This window comes from Luteimonas suaedae (assembly GCF_008312895.1).
GTDB lineage: Bacteria > Pseudomonadota > Gammaproteobacteria > Xanthomonadales > Xanthomonadaceae > Luteimonas > Luteimonas suaedae.
In genome coordinates this window covers 1-20,792 of the sequence record NZ_VSSP01000007.1, presented here as the reverse complement: position 1 = coordinate 20,792, position 20,792 = coordinate 1, and the positions used below count along the sequence as shown (strand labels likewise).

Sequence of the window (20,792 nt, the reverse complement as noted above, 5' to 3'; positions counted from 1 at the left end):
TATGGGCATCACCCATTCGGCGATCTCTTATATTCCAAAGAAATATAGATCTTTGTAAATATTTCATTGGTATGGCATCGCGCCTGCCGCCTATGCTCCGACGGAAGTCACGTTTCACGATTCCGATCGGTCAACGGCATTCATGGGCGGCGCCGCAGTTCGACGCGGCCCATTTGCATCACTCAGGAACACGCGCGCCATCGGAGCGCGCGATAGGTCGCCAGGCGGAGCCCGGCGCTTGCGTGCCGGACCCGTCATCCAACAAGAGCGGAACGCCGAGCCGAAGAACGAGCGACCACAGGGAGCACGCGGCGCTACGGCGTCCGGGCCCCAACCGACAACGCAAGTCATGTGTCCTTGGGAGGGAACAACCATGTCAACGCGTCATCGCCGTGACCCGGCAAGCCGACTTGTGAGCCGCAGTTCCAGTCGCAATCACTTTCCTCATACTGTCATTGCACTGAGCATCGCCGCATTGCTCAGCGCGCAGGCGCATGCACAACAATCTACCGAGAGTCCGAGTGGGGCGGATCAAGATGACGCCACCGAGTTGGACAGAGTGGTGGTCACCGGCGTGCGCGGCAGCCTTACCAAGGCGCAGATCATCAAGGAAACCACCGACCAGATCGTGGATTCCGTCGTTGCCGAGGACATCGGCAAGCTGCCCGACAACAACATCGCCGAGGCGCTGCAGCGCATCTCGGGCGTGCAGATCCGGCGCAACAAGGGCGAGGGCAGTGAAATCGCCATACGCGGCCTGACCCAGGTGCGCACCGAGCTCAACGGACGCGACATCTTTACCGCAAACGCGGGCCGCGCACTGAGCCTCGAGGACGTGCCGGCCGAACTCCTCGCCGGCGTCGACGTCTACAAGAATCCGAACGCCGAACTGATCGAAGGCGGTATCGGCGGCCTGGTCAACCTGCGCACGCGCATGCCGTTCGATGCCGATGGCATGCGGCTCAGCGGCAGCTTCACCGTCAACCGCTGGGACCTGCGCGATTCGGTGCAGCCGTCGGCCTCGTTCCTGTTCAGCAACCGCTGGCAGACCGGCGTCGGCGAGATGGGTTTCCTGTTCAACATCGCCCGCCAGGAAGGCCAGTATCGCGAAGATCGCATCAATCTCGGCAGCTATCTGGTGTTCGACGATGTCCCCGGTTACGAGGGACAGGAGGTCGTGATCCCCACCGAGATCGGCATGTACAGCCACTTCGGCGATCGCGAGCGCGACGGCCTGGCCGCGGCATTCCAGTGGAGGCCCAACGACGACATGGAGGTCTATGCGCAAGCGTTGCGCTCGGACTACAAGTTCCGCAACCGCGAGTACAGCGTCCGCGCCGGCAACTTCAACAACGACACCGAGGACTTGGTGAACTTCTCCGGCAACGGCTGGGGCTTTGTCTCGCCGTCGATCCCCGGCTACGAAGCCTTCACCGATCCGTTCGGCTTCACCCCGGAAGGCGAGTTCCAGTACGGGACGTTCAACAACGCGCTGGTGACCACCACCGCGCGCATGGACTGGCGCAATTCGGTGACCAGCGACTACAGCACGGGATTCAAGTGGCAGGTCAACGACCGGCTTCATTTCTCCACCGACCTGCAGTATGTCGACGCCACCACCGAGAGCGTGAACTACTGGGTCGACCTGCTGGCGGGGCAGTTGGCCGATCCGAATGACTGGCGTGGCTGGGCAGGGCTCTACGGCATGCCGCCCGTGGTCGTGGACTTCCGCGGCGAGCGGCCGTCGATCAGCGTCGTCGAACAGGCCACCGGCCAGCCGATCCCGGGCTACATGAGCAACATCGAGAACTATGCCGGCTGGATGTCGCACCTGGACAAGCGCGACGACAACGATGCCGACCAGATCTCGTGGCGGGCGGACGTGCGCTGGGATTTCATTGAGAGCGACTTCCTGCGCGACCTGCGCTTCGGCGTCCGCATGACCGATCGCGACTCGATCGTGCGCAGTTCCAGCTGGAACTGGCAGAAGATCCCGCCGCCGGGTTCGGACAACGCCTGGGGCACGTGGGCCGCGGTGCCCCTGTCGGAGTACCCGGACGCGTGCTACAGGCTGTTCCCGTTCGAGGATCATTTCCGTGGCCAGAGCGGCCTGCCGACCGGTTACGTGGCCTGCGACGAGATGGTCGCCGACTACGAGAACACCGTGCGCATGTTCGGCCATGATCCGGTGACCTACAACGCGCAGACCGACATTCGCGAATTCGGCGAGAAGACCTATGCCGCCTACGCGATGCTGCGCTTCGGCAACGACAGCGGCCGCTTCCCCTGGGACACGAATGCCGGCGTGCGCCTGGTGCGCACGGAGACCACGGTCGACGGCTGGGAGCGCGAGCAGGACGTGCCGGTGAACGAACTGGTGCCGGTCAGCGTGAAGCACGCGTACACCGACGTGCTGCCGAGTTTCAATTTCCGCATGTTCTTCACCCCGCAACTGCAGTGGCGCGTGGCCGCCTCGCGCGCGATGTCGCGTCCCAACTTCGACCTGCTCGACCCGTACGTGCATCTGGGCAACACCTTCTTCGACTTCAACACCGGCGGCCTGTCCTACGCCAACCGCGGCAACCCCTACCTGGAGCCCATGTACTCCAATCAGTTCGACACTTCCCTGGAGTGGTACTTCGGCGAAGGCTCGATGCTGTACGGCACCGCCTTCTACAAGCAGGTCAAGGGCTTCTATTTCTACGACACGGTGACCGCCAACTACTACGATCCGGCGTACGAGGTGCAGGACACGCCGGACAGCTCGGCGCGTCCCTGCGTGGGCGCCGAGTGCGTGCGCCCGTTCGAGCTGCAGACCCGCGCCAACGGCGAGGACGGCAAGATCAAGGGCCTGGAGCTTGGCTACCGGCAGATCTTCCAGTCGGGGTTCGGGTTCGAGACCAACTACACCTACGTCGACAGCAGCGCGCCGTCGCCGGACGCGCAGACCACCGACGGCATCGAGGTCGCCTACCTGCCGCTGGAGGGGCTGTCCAAGCACAGCTACAACGTGGTGCTCTTCTTCGAGCGCGAACGTTTCTCGGTCCGTGCCGCGTACAACTGGCGCGATACCTGGCTGGTCACCACCCGGCCGCCGAACGCCGGCCACGTGCCGCAGTACCACGACGAGACGGGGCAACTGGACGCGTCGATCCGATTCAACTTCGACGAGGTCTGGTCGATCTCGCTCGATGGCACCAACCTGCTGGATGAAGAGCGCTTCGACTACTACGGCAACCCGAGTCGTCCCAACGGCTCGTACCTCAACGATCGCCGGATCGGCCTGACCGTCCGCGCCAACCTGGACCTGTAGGACCCCGGTCCCGCCAGCGACGCCGCGGGCGGGATCGCAACAGTCGGAAGTGCGATGCAAGCGTGCGTTCCGGCGCATGACCAGCGGGGAGCCGTCTTGTCCCCGCATTTCCACGACTCGGGGTGCGCCGGCGGTGCGCCGGGCCTGCGCCCCCGCGTCGCGGAGGCGAAGGATCGTGCACGTGCTGGCGGCTGGCCTGGCATCGACGCAGGCGGCCGGCGATGCATAGCGCAATGTCGCCATCGATGGCGGCTTCACCGGGCTGGTGTTCCACTCTTGCGAGCCCGGTCTGCCGTACACGCGCGCGCGCAGCGGTGGCGTATATCGCGGGCATCCGGATGCGCGCCGCCTGCTGCCGCTGGACTGGATGGGACACGACCACCATCACCCTCGAATGGCGTGACAGCGATGCGGCGTGTCGTGGCGACGCACGTTGAGGATTTCATTCCCGCCAGCAGGGCGAAATTGATGCGATGCATCATTCGATGGTGATATAGCTCGCGGCGAATATTTCATTGGTATGGAATGTCACCCCCTCCTATGCTGCGGGCGAGCCTGCGGTGCCGGGGTATGCCTCCACTGACCGGTAAGGCATGCGGCCCGGGGGCATGCACGCAGTGCCATGCGCATCGGGCGATGGAATGCCGGCGGGCCCCTGCCCTGCGAGCAGCGGTCGACCCGGAGCACGAGCATGGCCCGGCTGATCGGCATGCCGGGACGCTCGACAACATTCGTCGTTCAAGTGGGTCCTGGGAGGGAACAATCATGTCAACACGTCAGCGCCACGCTTCGGCGGGCCGGGCCACCGGCCGCGCATCGGTCCGCGGCTTGCGGCATTCGGCCATCGCGCTCGGCATCGCCGCGCTGATGGGCGGCAACGCGTACGCACAGCAGCCCGCGCCCGATGCGGATCAGGAGACGGACGACGCCACCGAACTCGACGCCGTGGTGGTCACCGGCGTGCGCAGCAGCGTCACCCAGGCGCAGGCGATCAAGCAGAACGCCGAACAGATCGTCGACTCGATCGTCGCCGAGGACATCGGCAAGCTGCCCGACAACAACGTCGCCGAGGCGCTGCAGCGCATCTCCGGCATCCAGATCCAGCGCAACTACGGGGAAGGCAGCGAGATCGCCATCCGCGGCCTGACCCAGGTGCGTACCGAACTCAACGGTCGCGACATCTTCACCGCCAACGAGGGCCGCGGGCTGAGCTTCGAGGACGTGTCGGCCGAGCTGCTGGCCGGCATCGACGTCTACAAGAACCCCTCCGCCGAAATGATCGAGGGCGGCCTCGGCGGCACCGTGAACCTGCGCACGCGCCTGCCGTTCGACTACGACGGTCGAACACTGGCCGGCAGCCTCCAGTACAACCACTACGACCTAGCGGACAAGGGTGAAACCGCCTTCTCCGGACTGTTCAGCAATCGCTGGCAGACCGGCATCGGCGAGATCGGCCTGCTGGTGAACCTGTCCAAGCAGGAGGGCTCGTTCCGCCAGGACACGATCTCGATCGAGCCTTGGTGGGATCTGGCTACCGTGCCCGGCTACGAAGGCCAGGACATCTCGGTTCCGCGCGGCGCCGGCATCAACACCACCAATGGCAAGCGCGACCGCGAGACCAGCGCCATCGCGTTGCAATGGCGTCCCAACGACGATGTCGAGGTGTATCTGCAGGCGCTGCGTTCGGACTACGAGTTCAGCTGGCTGGACTACTCGTTCTTCGCCTACAGCGGTGGCAGCCCGATGGTGCCGGTTCCCGGCAGCAGCTTCGTGGTCAACGACCGCGACGAATTCGTCAGCGGCACGTTCCAGGACACTCCGGTCGACTCCAACACCAGCCTGACCGAACGCCACTCGGTGACCACCGACTACTCGGCGGGCGCCAAGTGGACGGTCAATGAGCGGCTTTCGCTGAGCACCGATTTCCAGTACGTCGATGCCACCACCGAGTCCACGCGCTACATCGTCGGCACCGGCATGACCGGCGTGCCGCGCTTCACCATGGACTTCAGCGGCGACCTGCCGCGCCTGGCCGTGACCGACGCCAGCGGCGCCGAAGGCTACCTGGCCGACAGCGCCAACTACATCGGCTGGAAGTTCCACCTGGACAACAAGGACGACAACGAGGGCACCGAGTTCGCCTGGCGCAGCGACATGGACCTGGCGTTCGACGAGGGCTTCTTCCGCAGCTTCAAGGCCGGCGTGCGCTATACCGACCGCGATGCCGAGAACAAGGGCAACGTCTGGCGTTTCATGTGTTTGAACGACTGTGCCGGCGCCCCGTTTGCCGACTATCCGAACATCCCGCTGGTGCCGAACCCGACCACCGATTTCTTCCGTGGCGACGGCGACACCTTCGGCCCGACGCTGACCGCGTCCGACGTCGCGGTGGCGAACTATGAAGAGACCCTGGCGGGATTCGGCGCCCCACCGCTGACGTTCGGCCCCACCAACATCAACACCCAGAGCGAGCAGACCTACGCGGCCTACGGCGTGCTGCGCTTCGGCAACGACGTTGCCGCCGTGCCGTTCGACGGCAACGTCGGCGTGCGCGTGGTCCGCACGGAGCTGGAATCCACCGGCGTCATGACCGATCCGGACGACCTGACCGGCCTGTTGCCGATCAGCGTGACGCAGAGCTACACCGACGTGCTGCCCAGCCTCAACCTGCGCTGGTTCCTGCGCGACAACCTGTTGTGGCGCATCGCCGCGTCCAAGGGCATTTCCCGCCCGACCTTCGACAGGCTCAATCCCAACCTGGGCCTGAGCGTCGATGCGGGCGGCCGCCGCACCGGTTCGGCGGGCAATCCGAACCTGAGCCCCATGGAAGCCGACCAGTTCGATACCTCGCTGGAGTGGTACTTCGGCGAAGGCTCCATGCTGTATGGCACCGCCTTCTACAAGAAGGTCGACGGCTTCATCGCCAATGCCACGATCGTCGAAACCATCGACGGCGAAGAGTGGGAGATCACCCGCCCGGTCAACGGCGACGACGGCAGGATCAGGGGCGTGGAGCTGGGCTATACCCAGTTCTTCGATTTCCTGCCCGGCTGGCTGGGCGGTTTCGGCCTGCAGACCAACTACACCTACGTGGACAGCGAGGCGCCGAGCCCCACCGCGACCGACACCAACGGCCAGCCGCTGACGGTGCCGCTGGAAGGGCTGTCCAAGAACAGCTACAACGTCATCCTCAGCTACGAGCAGCCCCGCTTCGCCACGCGCGTGGCCTACAACTGGCGCAGCGACTGGCTGGTGACGACCGCCGGCAACGGCACCGGCAACCTGCCGGTCTACAACAAGGGCTTCGGCCAGCTGGACGCATCGGTCCGCTTCAACATCAACGACAACTGGTCGATCTCGCTGGACGGCGTCAACCTGCTGGACGCCCAGCGCGAAAGCTACCTGGGTTACGAATCGCGCCTGCGCGACTTCGTCATCAACGACCGCCGCTACGGCATCACCCTGCGCGCCAGCCTCTGAGCAGGATGCGCGCGCCTGCCCGACCAATGCTTGCCCCGACCGCGCTTACGGTCCTTCCGGGTCGGGATGGGCGGAAGCCGCCGTCCCGTTCCCGTTCGCTTCTGCGCCTCCGCGGCCGGGCGCCGAGGGACGCATTTCGCACCGCGGCCGGCTACGGGCTCGGCATCATGCTGGCGCTGGCCGCGTGCGCGTGTTTCGCGGCCGCGCCCTACGCCTGGCGCAACGTCGCCATCGGCGGCGGCGGTTTCGTCACCGGGCTGGTGTTCCATCCCACCGAGCAGGGGCTGCTGTACGCGCGCACCGACATCGGCGGCGCTTATCGCTGGGACGCCGCCGCACGACGCTGGATCCCGCTGACCGACTGGATCGGCGCCGAGGACGAGAACCTGCTCGGTATCGAAAGCCTGGCGATCGACCCCACCGACCCCGAGCGCGTGTATCTCGCCGCGGGCACCTACACCAACGCAAAATCGGCCAACGGCGCGATCCTGCGTTCGTCCGATCGCGGCGGCACGTTCCAGCGCACCGACCTGCCGTTCAAGCTCGGCGGCAACGAACAGGGCCGCGGCAACGGCGAGCGGCTCGCGGTCGATCCGAATGATGGCCGCGTGCTGTTCTTCGGCTCGCGCGGCGCGGGACTGTGGCGCAGCGGTGACCGTGGCGCGAACTGGTCGAAGATGGATTCGTTTCCCGCCATCGCCACATCCGCCTCTGCAGGCGTGCAGACGCCGTGGCGCGGCCTGCAGCACGTCGGCATCGTGTTCGTGGTGTTCGATCCGGCGAGTGGGAAGCCCGGTGCGCCGACGCCGAAACTCTATGCCGGCGTGTCCACGCGCGGGACCAGCCTGTACGAATCGAATGACGGCGGCGCGACATGGACCGCGGTGCCGAAGCAACCGGAAGGCCTGCGTCCCAACCACATGACGCGCGCCAGCGACGGTGTCTTTTACCTGAGCTACGGCGACGAACCGGGCCCGAACGAAATGAACGACGGCGCGGTGTGGAAATACGCGCCGGCCTCGGGCGAATGGCAGGACATCACGCCGGCACCGCAATCGATCGACACCGAGGGCGACGGGTTCGGCTGGGGCGCGGTGGCGGTGGATCCGCGCAATCCGCAGGTGTTGCTGGCGACGACCTTCAAACGCTACGGCCCGCACGACGAGATCTTCCGCAGCACCGACGGCGGCCGCAACTGGAAACCGGTACTCGCGCAGTCGCGCTTCGACCATTCGACCGCAGTGTGGACGCGCGACCACACGCCGCACTGGATGGCCGACATCGAGATCGACCCCTTCGATGCCGACCACGCTGTGTTCGTCACCGGCTACGGCCTGTGGGCTTCGCGCAACCTCACCGCGTTCGACCGCGGCGACAAAGTGGACTGGTGGTTCAAGAGCACCGGGCTCGAGGAAACCGTGCCGCTGGCGTTGCTCAGCCCGCCTGGCGCGCCGTTGCTCAGCGGGCTCGGTGACATCGACGGCTTCCGCCATGACGATCCCGACACGCCGACGCTGCAATACGCAGGCCCGCGCCTGACCAACACCGAAAGCATGGCCTACGCAGGACAAGCGCCGCAGATCGTGGTGCGCAGTGGTACCGTGCGTGATCGCGAACACGACGAAATGCGCGCGGCTTATTCGCTCGACGGCGGCAAGGCCTGGACCGCATTCGCCAGCGAACCGCCGGACGGCGAGGGCGCCGGCCACATCACCATCGCCGCCGACGGCAAGCGCGTGATCTGGACGCCTTCGAAGGCGGCGAACGCGTGGATCAGCGACGACTTCGGTAAACGCTGGCGGGAAGCGAAAGGGCTGCCCGCGCGCGCGGCGGTCGAGGCCGACAAGGTCGACGAGGGACTGTATTACGCTTTCGACGGCGCCACCGGAAAGTTGTATGCCAGCGGCAACGGCGGCGTGGAGTTCAAGGAAGTCGCAGCGAGCGTCGGCGAATCCGGCGACAGGTTCGATCCGCAGGTCCGGCCCGATCCGCAACGCAGCGCGGTGGTCTACCTCGCCGCGTCGTGGCGCGGATTGCTGCGCTGGTCGGCGGGCAAACTGGAGCGGTTGGCGGGCGTTGAACATGCCGATGCGTTGGGACTCGGCAAGGCGAAGGACGGCAGCGATGCCCCGACGCTGTTCGTGTCCGGCAAGGTCGACGGCAGGAGCGGGCTGTTCCGTTCCGACGACGACGGCCGCCACTGGCAACGCATCGACGACGACGCGCATCGCTACGGCAGGATTCGCATCATCGTCGGCGATCCGCGCGTGCATGGTCGCGTGTACCTCGGCACGCATGGCAGGGGGATCGTGTATGGCGACCCGCTTTGAATTTCGCCGTGCCGAAGTCGCGCTGCTTGCGGCGTTGGCGTGCGTGCCGCTACTGGCAAACGCACAGGGCTACACGCCACGCCCGCAAGACCGCGCCACCACACCCGCAACACCTGCACAAGAAACCACCGACGCCACATCGACACCGCTGACCAACCTGCCGGCGCGCCAGCGGCGCAGCCTCAACGGCGAATGGCAGGCGCTGGTGGATCCCTACGCCTCCGGGATCGGCGACTGGAAGGCGGTGTGGAAGGACCGTACTGCGACCGGCAAGACCGATTTCTACGAGTACGGATTCGACGACGGCCTCACCCTGGAAGTGCCGGGCGACTTCAACACCCAGCGCCCGGAGCTGATGTACCTGGAAGGCTCGGTCTGGTACCGCAAGGCGTTCGAATACGACGCCACCGATGCGCGTCGCGACGGGCGCCGGCTGTTCGTGCATTTCGGCGGCGCCAACTACCGCACGGACGTACTCCTCAACGGCGAGAAGCTGGGCAGCCACGAGGGCGGGTTCACCCCGTTCCAGTTCGAGCTGACCGAACGCGTGCGCGACGGCGAGAATCGCCTGCTGGTGCATGTCAACAACGAGCGGCGCAAGGACGGCATCCCGGCGCAGGGCTTCGACTGGTTCAACTACGGCGGCCTGACCCGCGACCTGGACCTGGTGGAAACGCCGGCGACCTACGTCCAGGACTACTTCATCCAGCTGGCGCCGGACTCGCTGCAGCGCGTCGACGGCTGGGTCCGCGTGGCCGGCAGCGCGCCGCGACAGCCGGTGCGCGTGCGCATTCCCGAACTGGGCGTGGACGTGCATGCGCAGGCCGGCGCCGACGGCCTTGCGCGCATCCGCTTCGAGGCGCCGTTCGAGCCGTGGTCGCCGGAGCGTCCCAAGCTCTACCGCGTGCACGTCTCCACGCCCGACGACGCGCTGGCGGAGGACATCGGCTTCCGCAGCATCGCCGTGCGCGGCGACGAGATCCTGCTCAACGGCGAACCGGTGTTCCTGCGCGGCGTCAACCTGCACGAGGAGATCGACGGCCGCCGCGCGCATTCCGAAGCCGATGCGCAGCGTCTGCTGGACCAGGCCGTGGAGCTGGGCGCCAACTTCCTACGCCTGGCGCACTATCCGCACAACGAGCACCTGGTGCGCCTGGCCGACCGCATGGGGCTGCTGCTGTGGCAGGAGCTTCCCGTCTACCAGGGCATCGACTTCGCCGACCCCGACATGCGCGCCAAGCTGGACGCGATGCTGGCCGAGATGATCGGCCGCGACCGCAACCGCGCCGCGGTGGTGCTGTGGGGCATCGCCAACGAGACGTCCTCCGGCCCCGAGCGCGACGCGGCGCTGGCGGCGCTGGCGCAGCGCAGCCGCCGGCTGGATTCCACCCGCCTGGTCGGCGCGGCCCTGTACGGGCCGGGCTTCGACGGCAACACGCTGACAGTCGGCGATCCGCTGGTCGACGCGCTCGACGTGGTTGGCGTCAACGAATACTTCGGCTGGTACACGCCCTGGCCGGTCGAACCCGAACAGGCGCTGTGGAAGCCGTTCGGCAAGCCGCTGCTGATCACCGAATTCGGCGCCGAGGCGCGCCACGGCCACCGCGGCAGTGAGGACATCGCCAGCGCCTGGAGCGAGGATTTCCAGGCGGCGTTCTATCGCAAGCAGCTGCGCATGCTGGCCGGCATTCCGTTCCTGCGCGGCGTCGCGCCCTGGGTGCTGGCCGATTTCCGCTCGCCGGTGCGCCTGCACCCGTTCCAGCGCGACGCGCACGGACACGGGTATAACCGCAAGGGCCTGCTGTCCGAAGACGGCGAGAAGAAGCAGGCCTGGTACGTGATGCGGGACTATTACAAGGAGCGGGGCGCGCCGGCCGCTGCGGAAGCGACCTTGGAGAATGACCAATGAACGCGATGCCGCGCTCAAGCGGAGCCTCCGCGGAGAACAAAGCCGGCCCGCAGGGCCTCGAGCATTTCCCCCCTTTGAAAAAGGGGGGCAGGGGGGATTTGCTCGGTGCCTGGCGAAGGCCACAGCTAGAACAAATCGCTGCGCGATTCCCGGCCCTCGCTCGCGGCAGCCGCCTTGCGGGCAGGAGCATCGCGCTGGTCCTGCTCCTGCTTGCGTTCTCCCTTCCCGCTCACGCCGCCGTCGAGTTGCCGTTGCTGTTCTCCGACGGCGCGGTGCTGCAGCGTGACCGTCCGCTGCCGGTCTGGGGCTGGGCGGCGCCGGGCATCGCGGTGCAGGTCGCGTTCGACGGGCGGCGGGCCGAGGCCGTGGCGGACGCCGACGGCCGCTGGTTGGCGGTGCTGCCGGCGCATGCCGCGGGCGGGCCGTTCGAGATCACGGTGACCGCCGGCGACGAGACGGTCACCGTGCGCGACGTGTTGGTCGGCGACGTGTGGCTGGCGTCCGGTCAGTCGAACATGGAATGGCCGCTGCTGCAGACCAACGACGCCGAGGCCGAGATCGCGCGCGCCGACGACCCGCAGATCCGGCATTTCAAGGTGCCGAAATCGTGGGCGGACACGCCGCAGGTGCGGCTGGCCGGCGGCGCGTGGGCCGCGGCCTCGCCGCTGACCGTCGGCGACTTCTCCGCGGTCGGCTACCACTTCGCGCGCGAACTGCGCGCCGCCACCGGGGTGCCGATCGGCATCATCGACAGCAGCTGGGGCGGCAGCGCGATCGAGGCGTGGATGGACGCCGACATGCTCGGCCTGGACACCGCCGCGCTGTCGGAAAAGATGCGCGGCAAGCGCGAGGCGGACACCGAAGTGGAAGCGCGCACGCGCGGGCTGATCGCGCGCTGGCCTGAAACTGCCGCCGGGGGAGCCGCATTGTCCGTGGACGCACTGGATACCGCCGACTGGGCCGACATCGAGGTACCGGCGCTCTGGGAAGCGCAAGGCTATTCCGGCATGGATGGCGAGGCCTGGTACCGCACTACGTTCGAACTGAGCGCCGACGAGGCCGCGGCCGGCGTGACCCTGGGCCTGGGCCAGATCGACGATAGCGACCGGGCCTGGGTCAACGGCCAGCCGGTCGGCGGCATGGAGAACGGCTGGAGCACGCCGCGCGCGTATCCGGTACCGGCGGCGGCGCTGCGTGCGGGCGCCAACACCCTCGCGGTGCGGGTCACCGATACCGGCGGCGGTGGCGGCATCGCCGGCAGCGCGGAGCAGTTGTACGTGGCGCCGGCCGACGGCGCGCGGCGTCCGCTTGCCGGCGAATGGAAGTTCCGCACCACCGCCGTCACCGTCTCGCTGCTGGACGACAAGAACCAGATCGACACCCTGCTGTACAACGCCATGATCCGCCCGCTGCAGCCGTATCCGCTGCGCGGCGCGATCTGGTACCAGGGCGAGACCAACGCTTGGCCCGAAGGCGCCTGGCGCTACCGCGAGCAGTTCGCGGACATGATCCGCGGCTGGCGCGGCGACTGGAATGCGCCGGAACTGCCGTTCCTCTGGGCGCAGCTGGCCAGCTTCGCCTCCGGCGGCGACCGCACGGACGCCGACGGCCGCGTGTTGGAGAGCCCGTGGGCGGTGCTGCGCGAGTCGCAGACGGTGACGCTGGCGCTGCCGGCCACCGCGCAGGCGGTGACGATCGACGTCGGCGACGCGCATGACATCCACCCACGCGACAAGCGAACGGTCGGCCAGCGCCTGGCGCTGGCGGCCCGCCACGTCGCCTATGGCGAAGACCTGGTGTTCTCCGGGCCGGTTTACCGCGCGATCGCGATCGAAGGCGACCGCGCCGTGCTGCGCTTCGACCTGCAGGGCAGCGCGCTGGCAGTGCGCGGCGGAGGCGAGGCGGTGCATGGCTTCGAGATCGCCGGCGCCGACCGCGTATTCCGTCCGGCGCAGGCGCGCATCGCCGGCGACACCGTCGTGGTGCGGAGCGACGCGGTGCCGGCGCCTGTCGCGGCCCGCTACGCCTGGCGCGACAACCCCGAAGACGCCGACCTGGCCAACCGCGAAGGCCTGCCGGCCTCGCCGTTTCGTACCGAAGAGTGGTGAACCGAATGACGAGCAGCACACCAAAAATGACGAATGTGCCCGCGCCCGCTTTCGCTCCCTCTCCCCCGCTTGCGGGGGAGAGGGCCGGGGTGAGGGGGAGCGCCGGCGCCGATAATCGTTCCATGCTTGTGTCGTTTCGAGTGAGGCGTTTAGCTTCACGGCACTCGATGCTTCGCCGTTTCTTAGAAATGAAGGCTCCGTCGGCCCCATCACCCCAACCCTCTCCCCCGCAAGCGGGGGAGAGGGGGCTAAAAGCCCTGTTCGTTCCGCTGCTGCTCGCTTCGGCGCTGCTTGCGGGCTGCAGCGGCGGACCAGCGCAGGATTCCGCAACTGCAGACGGGAAAGCCGCAACGCCCGCCGCATCGGCAAAGCGCGAGGCAGCCGCCGAAGCCCCGATCCCGAAGCTCGTCACCGAGAACGGCCGCCACGCCCTGCTGGTCGACGACGAGCCCTTCCTGATCCTCGGCGCCCAGGTCAACAACTCCAGCAACTATCCGGCCGCGCTGGACAAGGTCTGGCCGGCCATCGACGTGATCGAGCCGAACACGGTGATGGTGCCGATCGCCTGGGAGCAGGTCGAGCCGGTCGAGGGCGAGTTCGACTTCTCCTTCGTCGATACCCTGCTGGCGCAGGCGCGCGAGCGCGAACTGCGCCTGGTGCTGCTGTGGTTCGCGACCTGGAAGAACAACGGCCCGAACTACGCGCCGGCCTGGGTCAAGCTCGACAACGAGCGCTTCCCGCGCGTGATCACCGCCGACGGCAAGACGCTGAACTCGCTGTCGCCGCTGGCCGCGAGCACGCTGGAGGCGGACACCAAGGCGTTCGTGCAGCTGATGCGTCACCTGAAGCAGGCCGATCCGCAGCGCACCGTGATCATGGTGCAGCCGCAGAACGAGCCCGGCACCTACGGCGCCCCGCGCGATTTCTCGCCGATGGCGCAGCGGGTGTTCGATGGCCCGGTGCCCGATGCGCTGGTGCAAGGACTGGAGAGGGAACCGGGCAGCTGGCGCGAGGTGTTCGGCAACGACGCCGACGAGTTCTTCCACGCTTGGCACGTGGCGCACTACATCGACCAGGTCGCGGCGGCCGGCAAGGCCGAATACCCGCTGCCGATGTACGTCAACGGCGCAATGCGCGATCCGTTCGACCCGGGCCTACCGGGCCAGTACGAAAGTGGCGGGCCGACCGACAACGTGCTCGACATCTACAAGGTCGCAGCGCCCAACATCGACCTGCTCGCGCCCGACATCTACATGCGCGAGTACGAGAAGCACACCACCGTGCTGGAGCGCTACTCGCGCCCGGACAATGCGCTGTTCGTCGCCGAGACCGGAAACGACACGCCGTACGCGCGCTTCTTCTTCTCCGCGCTCGGACAGCAGGCGATCGGCTGGTCGCCGTTCGGCATCGACTACACCAGGTACTCGAACTGGCCGCTGGGCGCCAGGCGCATGAACGAGGAAACGCTGGCGCCGTTCGCGCTGAACTATGCGCTGACGCGCCCGATCGCGCGGCTGCTGGCCCGCAAGAGCTTCGAGGGCAAGGTGCACGGCACCGCCGAGCAGCCCGGGCAGCCGGCGCAGCTGCTCGAGCTCAACGAGCGCTGGAACGCCTCGGTCATGTACGGCGTGCCGCAGTTCTGGTTCCAGGGGGAGCCGCCGGGCAATCCGGAACCGACCGGCGCGGCGCTGATCGTCGAGCTCGGGCCGGACGAATTCCTGGTCACCGGCTATCACGCGCGGGTGACGATCTTCCCGGCCGATGAAACGGTGAACATGATCTACGACCGGGTCGAGGAAGGCACCTACGACGAGAGCGGCGAGTGGCAGTTCCAGCGCGTCTGGAACGGCGACCAGACCGACTACGGCCTGAACTTCTCCAGTGCGGTACAGCTGCTGCGCGTGAAGCTGGCGGAGTGGAAATGAGGGGCGCGCGAGAATCAATCTCGTCATTCCCGCGCAGGCGGGAATCCATGAACGTCAGGCCTGCGAAAAGGCCCATGGATCCCTGGCTGCGCGGGGATGACATCGAAAAGCCACGGGAAATGATCGGGAGTGGAACCATGAGATACGTGACCTGGCTGGCGTTGCCGCTGGCTGCGCTGCTGGCCGCCTGCGGTGCGGAAAGCGCCTCGCAACGCTACGAAACGACCGACCGGGGCATCGTGGTGCACCCCACCGAAGAAGGCGCGGCCGCGGTCCGACTGCAGGCGGTGAGCGACCACATCATTCGCGTCAGCGCCGATCCCGCGGGCGAATTCGCGCGTACGCCCAGCCTGATGCGGGTCGAGGACGAAGGTCCGGCGCCCGCGTTCGAGGTCGCCGAGGTCGACGGCCAGTTGCGGCTGAGCACCGGCAAGGTCACCGCCGAGGTGTCGCTGCAGGACGGCCGCGTGCGCTTTCTCGATGCCGACGGCAACGAACTGCTGGCCGAGCGCGCCGGCGGCCGCAGCTTCGAGCCGCTCGAGGTGGAGGGCAAGCAATATTTCAGCGTCCGCCAGCGCTTCGAATCGCCCGCCGACGAGGCGATCTACGGCACCGGCCAGCACCAGCAGGGCTGGATGGACCTGAAGGGCCGCGATGTCGAGCTGCTCCAGCACAACATCGACAACGCGGTGCCGTACCTGGTGTCCAGCCGCGGCTACGGCCTGCTGTGGGACAACAATGCGATCACCCGCCTGGGCGATCCGCGCGGCCTGCAGCCGCTGCCGCAGAGCCTGAAGCTGTACGCCGCCGACGGCGAGGAGGGCGCGTTGACCGCGCGTTACTCGGTGAACGGCGAGCAGAAGGTCGAGCGCCGCGAGTCCGAGATCAACTACCAGCACATCAAGGACCTGGCGAACTTTCCGGAAGAGGCCAAGAGCCAGGACCAGCCGATGCAGGTGGTCTGGGAGGGCGAGATCGAGGCGCTGTCGCCGGGCCGCCACACCTTCTCGCTGTACGGCAGCGAGTACATCAAACTGTGGATCGATGGCGAACCGCAGGTCGACCGCTGGCGGCAGAACTGGAATCCGTGGCACCACGAATTCGCCCTGGACATGCAGCCGGGCGAGCGCCGCAAGCTGCGCATCCAGTGGGACCTGATCGATCCCAGCTACATCGCGCTGCTGCATCGCGATCCGCTGCCGCAGGACGAGGCTGCCGACCTGTCGCTGTGGTCGGAAGCCGGACAGTTCATCGACTACTACGTCGTCGCCGGCGACGAGCGGGGCTACGACGACCTGGTCGCCGGCTATCGCCGCCTGACTGGCAAGTCGGTGATGCTGCCGAAGTGGGCCTACGGTTTCTGGCAGAGCCGCGAGCGCTACAAGTCGCAGGACGAACTGCTCGGCGTGCTGGCCGAGTACCGCAAGCGCGAGCTGCCGATCGACAACATCGTGCTCGACTGGTCGTACTGGCCGCAGGACGCCTGGGGTTCGCACGACTTCGACAAGCAGCACTTCCCCGACCCGAAAGGCATGGTCGACCAGGTCCATGCGCAGCACGCGCAGATCATGATCTCGGTGTGGCCGAAGTTCTATCCGACCACCGAGCACTTCAAGGAGCTCGACGCCAAGGGCTACATCTACAAGCGCAACATTGAGGTCGGCGAGCGCGACTGGATCGGCGAGGGCTATCTCAGCTCGTTCTACGACCCTTATTCGGAAGAAGCGCAGCAGATCTTCTGGCGCCAGCTGAACGACAAGCTCAACACGCTCGGCTTCGATGCCTGGTGGCTGGACGCCACCGAGCCGGACGTGCACTCCAACCTCGACATCGGCGAGCGCAAGGCGCGCACCACGCCGGCCGCGCTGGGCCCGTCCACCGAGTTCTTCAACTCGTACCCGCTGCCGCACTCGCACGGCGTCTACACCGGCGACCGCGCGGCCGATCCGGACAAGCGCGTGTTCATCCTGTCGCGCAAGGCCTACGCCGGCACCCAGCGCAACGCCGTGGCGAGCTGGAGCGGCGACGTGGTCTCGCGCTGGGACGACCTGCGCGAGCAGATCCCGGCCGGCGTGCACATGTCGCTGTCTGGCCTGCCTAACTGGACCGTGGACAGCGGCGGCTTCTCGGTCGAGAAGCGCTACGAGAACCAGGATCCGGCGCACCTGCCGGAGTGGCGTGAACTGAACACCCGCTGGTTCCAGTACAGCGCGTTCCTGCCGCTGTTCCGCGCGCACGGCCAGTTCCCGTACCGCGAGATCTGGAACATCGCGCCGGAAGGCACGCCGTACCACGACAGCATGGCGTACTACCTCAAGCTGCGCTACACGCTGCTGCCGTACGTCTATTCGCTGGCCGGCGACACCTATCATCGCGATGGAACGATCCTGCGCGGCCTGTTCATGGACTTCCCGCAGGACGCGAACGCGCGCGACGTCGCCGACCAGTACCTGTTCGGTTCCGCGTTCCTGGTCAACCCGGTGCACGAGTTTAAGGCCACGAGCCGCAAGGTCTACCTGCCGGCCGGCACCAGCTGGATCGACTTCCACAGCGGCCGCCGCTACGAAGGCGGGCAGACCATCGATGCCGACGCGCCGCTGGCCCGCATGCCGCTGTTCGTGCGCGCCGGCTCGATCGTGCCGACCGGGCCGGTGCGGCAGCACGTCGACGACCAGCCCGACGCGCCGGTCACGCTGGTGGTCTACACCGGCGCCGACGGCACGTTCTCGCTGTACGAGGACGACGGCCGCAGCTACGACTACGAGCAAGGCGAGTTCAGCCGCATCCCGCTGGCGTGGAACGAAGCCAAGGGCGAGCTGACCCTCGGTGCACGCGAGGGCGACTGGTCCGGCATGCCGGGCCAGCGCACCTTCCGCGTGCGCTGGATCGACGGCCCGCGCGAGGACGCGGGGCAACTGGAAGCGGCGTCCGACGTCGAAATCGAATACACCGGCGAAGCGCTCGTGGTGCCGCGCGATGCTGCAGGTGCGCAATGACAGTGCATCCCGAAGCCGGCAAGATCGTTGTCGCCCGGTAGACATCTTGATGGAGAGCAGTACCCGTGAGTGATGACCAGTGAGTGATGAAGCGCGAGACGGGTCCGGCTCCGGCCGGCCCGCCCCGGGCCGGCCGGACGATCCTTCGCGGCGCCTGTTGTTCAAGGGGGTGGCGGCCGGCCTGACGGTCGCTGGATTGGGCGCCGGTATCGGCACGGCGGCGGCGCAAGGGCGGCCGCCGGCGGCGCAGGGGAACGCCGGCGGAGCGGCCGCAAAGACAGCGATGCCACCGGCTTCGGGCGGTGGCGAACTGGCGCTGTGGTACGACCGTCCGGCCACGCAATGGGTCGAGGCGTTGCCGCTGGGCAACGGCCGACTCGGCGCGATGATGTGGGGCGGCGGCAAGTACGAGCGCCTGCAGCTCAACGAGGACACGCTATACGCCGGCGGCCCGTACGACCCCACGTCGCCGGAAGCGCTGGCGGCGTTGCCGGAGGTGCGGCGGCTGATCTTCGCCGGCCGCTACGCCGAAGCCGAAGCGCTGGCCGACGCCACGATGATGGCGCGGCCGATCAAGCAGATGCCGTACCAGACGCTGGGCGATCTGGCGCTGGACTTCTTCGAGGTGTCCGACGTCAACGGCTACCGGCGCACGCTGGACCTGGACAGCGCGCTGGCGAGCGCCACCTTCGAGAGCCGCGGCGTGCAGCACCTGCGCGAGGCCTTCGTCTCGCCGGTGGACCAGTGCATCGCGGTGCGGCTGAGCGTGGACGAGCCGGGTCGGCTGGGCCTGCGCATCGGCCTGGAAAGCGATCAGGTTTCCGAGGTGGCCGCCGACGGCGACGACGGTCTGCTGCTGCGCGGGCGCAACGGTTCCAGCCGCGGCATCGAGGGCCGCCTGCGCTTCGCCCTGCGCCTGCGCGTGCTGCCGCGCGGCGGCCGCATGCAGCGGCAGGGCGACCGCATCGAGATCGTCGGTGCCGACGAGGTGGTGCTGCTGCTCACTGCCGCCACCAGCTACCGCCGCTACGACGACATCGACGGCGACCCCGAGGCGATCACCCGCGCACAGCTCGACGCGGTCGCGCGCAGGTCCTGGCAGGCGCTGCTCGACGACCACGTGGCCGAGCACCGCCGCATGTTCCGGCGCGTGTCGATCGACCTGGGCCGCACGCCCGTCGCCGACCTGCCCACCGACGTGCGCGTGGCGCGTTTCGCCGAGGGCGGCGATCCGGCGCTGGCGGCGCTGTATCACCAGTACGGCCGCTACCTGTTGATCTGCAGTTCGCGCCCGGGCACCCAGCCGGCCAACCTGCAGGGCATCTGGAACGATCTGATGGCCCCGCCCTGGGACTGTAAGTACACGATCAACATCAACACCGAGATGAACTACTGGCCCAGCGAGGCCAACGCGCTGCCCGAGTGCGTGGAGCCGCTGGAGCGCATGCTGTTCGAGTTGTCCGAGACCGGCGCGTACACGGCCGAGGCCATGTACGACGCGCCCGGCTGGGTCGTCCACCACAACACCGACCTGTGGCGGCAGACCACCCCGATCGACGGCGCCAAGTGGGGCCTGTGGCCGCTGGGCGGCGCCTGGCTGCTGCAGCAGCTGTGGGACCGCTGGGACTACGGCCGCGATCCGGCGTACCTGGAGAAGATCTATCCGCTGTTCAAGGGCGCGGCCGAGTTCTTCGCCGCCACCCTGGTGGAGGATCCGAGCACCAGGGCGATGGTCACGGTACCGTCGATGTCGCCGGAGAACGTGCATCCGCACGGCGCCTCGATCTGCGCCGGCCCGTCGATGGACGCGCAGATCCTGCGCGACCTGTTCGGCCAGTGCATCCAGATGAGCGAGCGGCTCGACGTCGACCATGCGTTCGCACAACGGCTGGCGGCGCTGCGCGAACGCCTGCCGCCGCACCGCATCGGCAAGGCCGGCCAGCTGCAGGAATGGCAGGAAGACTGGGACATGCAGGCGCCGGAGATGGACCACCGCCACGTCTCGCACCTGTACGCGCTGCACCCCAGCAGCCAGATCAACGTGCGCGACACGCCGGAACTCGCGGCGGCGGCGAAGACCTCGCTCGAAATCCGTGGCGACGAAGCCACCGGCTGGGGCATCGGCTGGCGCCTGAACCTGTGGGCGCGGCTGTGGGACGGCGAGCATGCGTACAAGGTGCTGGGCATGCTGCTTAGTCCCTCGCGCACCTATCCCAACCTGTTCGACGCGCATCCGCCGTTCCAGATCGACGGCAACTTCGGCGGCACCGCCGGCATCACCGAGATGCTGCTGCAGAGCTGGGGTGGCACGATCTTCCTGCTGCCGGCGCTGCCCGCGGCCTGGCCGGAAGGTTCGGTGCGCGGGCTGCGCGCACGCGGCGCCGCCGGCATCGACCTGGCCTGGGCGGCCGGCCGCCTGGCCGAGGCACGGCTGCGCAGTGATCGCGGCGGCGAGTACCTGGTCGCCTATCGAGACCGCACGTTGAAGCTGACCCTCGAGGCCGGCGAGTCGGCACGGCTGCGTTGGCGCGGCGGTGCGCTGGTGCGCGCGTGAACACGTCATCGCGCCATCCGCGCGTATCGCCCGATCACGGCCGGCGCCTGCACCGGCCCGGCCCCTCATCTCGAACCCAGGACTGACCATGAGCAGCATTTCCATGACGAGCGATGCGGTGCCCGCGGAGTCGCCCAACACCCGCTTCATCGTGCTGATCAGCCTGGTGGCGACGTT

General features: G+C 67.6%; 9 protein-coding genes. All 9 read left to right on the top strand.

Going from position 1 to position 20,792, the window contains the following annotated elements:
- Window positions 1–373: 373 nt before the first annotated feature.
- Window positions 374–3,313: a TonB-dependent receptor gene (locus FXO19_RS11630; RefSeq protein WP_149195274.1), complete on the top strand. Its 2,940-nt coding sequence runs from the start codon at window positions 374–376 to the stop codon at window positions 3,311–3,313.
- A 765-nt stretch (window positions 3,314–4,078) separates the two neighbouring features.
- Window positions 4,079–6,793 carry a TonB-dependent receptor gene (locus FXO19_RS11625; RefSeq protein WP_149195273.1) on the top strand — a complete coding sequence of 905 codons (2,715 nt, stop codon included), beginning with the start codon at window positions 4,079–4,081 and terminating at the stop codon, window positions 6,791–6,793.
- 167 nt (window positions 6,794–6,960) lie between these two features.
- On the top strand, window positions 6,961–9,123 hold the full coding sequence (locus tag FXO19_RS11620; protein ID WP_149195272.1) for a WD40/YVTN/BNR-like repeat-containing protein: 2,163 nt from the start codon (window positions 6,961–6,963) through the stop codon (window positions 9,121–9,123).
- Entirely contained in the window at window positions 9,107–11,032 is a 1,926-nt protein-coding gene (locus FXO19_RS11615; protein WP_149195271.1) for a glycoside hydrolase family 2 protein, read from the top strand. Before FXO19_RS11620 ends, FXO19_RS11615 begins: the two co-directional genes overlap by 17 nt.
- 188 nt (window positions 11,033–11,220) lie before the next feature.
- The gene (locus tag FXO19_RS11610) at window positions 11,221–13,140 is read left to right on the top strand and encodes a sialate O-acetylesterase (RefSeq protein ID WP_255516399.1); all 1,920 of its coding nucleotides are present in this window, start codon (window positions 11,221–11,223) and stop codon (window positions 13,138–13,140) included.
- Between the two features lie 188 nt (window positions 13,141–13,328).
- Window positions 13,329–15,065, top strand: coding sequence for a DUF5597 domain-containing protein (locus tag FXO19_RS11605; RefSeq protein ID WP_149195270.1), 1,737 nt, complete (start codon window positions 13,329–13,331; stop codon window positions 15,063–15,065).
- A 137-nt stretch (window positions 15,066–15,202) separates the two neighbouring features.
- The gene (locus FXO19_RS11600) at window positions 15,203–18,061 is read left to right on the top strand and encodes a TIM-barrel domain-containing protein (RefSeq protein ID WP_149195269.1); all 2,859 of its coding nucleotides are present in this window, start codon (window positions 15,203–15,205) and stop codon (window positions 18,059–18,061) included.
- Window positions 18,062–18,215: 154 nt separating this feature from the next.
- The gene (locus tag FXO19_RS11595; RefSeq protein WP_425481471.1) at window positions 18,216–20,615 is read left to right on the top strand and encodes a glycoside hydrolase family 95 protein; all 2,400 of its coding nucleotides are present in this window, start codon (window positions 18,216–18,218) and stop codon (window positions 20,613–20,615) included.
- On the top strand, window positions 20,596–20,792 hold a 197-nt coding region (locus FXO19_RS19430; RefSeq protein WP_223115491.1), incomplete at its 3' end, for a hypothetical protein. The genes FXO19_RS11595 and FXO19_RS19430, both read left to right, overlap by 20 nt.

Bases quoted from the DNA above. Each gene is read 5' to 3' on its own strand.
- FXO19_RS11625 (WP_149195273.1), top strand. From the start codon at position 4,079: ATGTCAACACGTCAGCGCCACGCTTCGGCGGGCCGGGCCACCGGCCGC.
- FXO19_RS11630 (WP_149195274.1), top strand. From the start codon at position 374: ATGTCAACGCGTCATCGCCGTGACCCGGCAAGCCGACTTGTGAGCCGC.
- FXO19_RS11620 (WP_149195272.1), top strand. From the start codon at position 6,961: ATGCTGGCGCTGGCCGCGTGCGCGTGTTTCGCGGCCGCGCCCTACGCC.
- FXO19_RS11605 (WP_149195270.1), top strand. From the start codon at position 13,329: ATGAAGGCTCCGTCGGCCCCATCACCCCAACCCTCTCCCCCGCAAGCG.
- FXO19_RS11600 (WP_149195269.1), top strand. From the start codon at position 15,203: ATGAGATACGTGACCTGGCTGGCGTTGCCGCTGGCTGCGCTGCTGGCC.
- FXO19_RS11615 (WP_149195271.1), top strand. From the start codon at position 9,107: ATGGCGACCCGCTTTGAATTTCGCCGTGCCGAAGTCGCGCTGCTTGCG.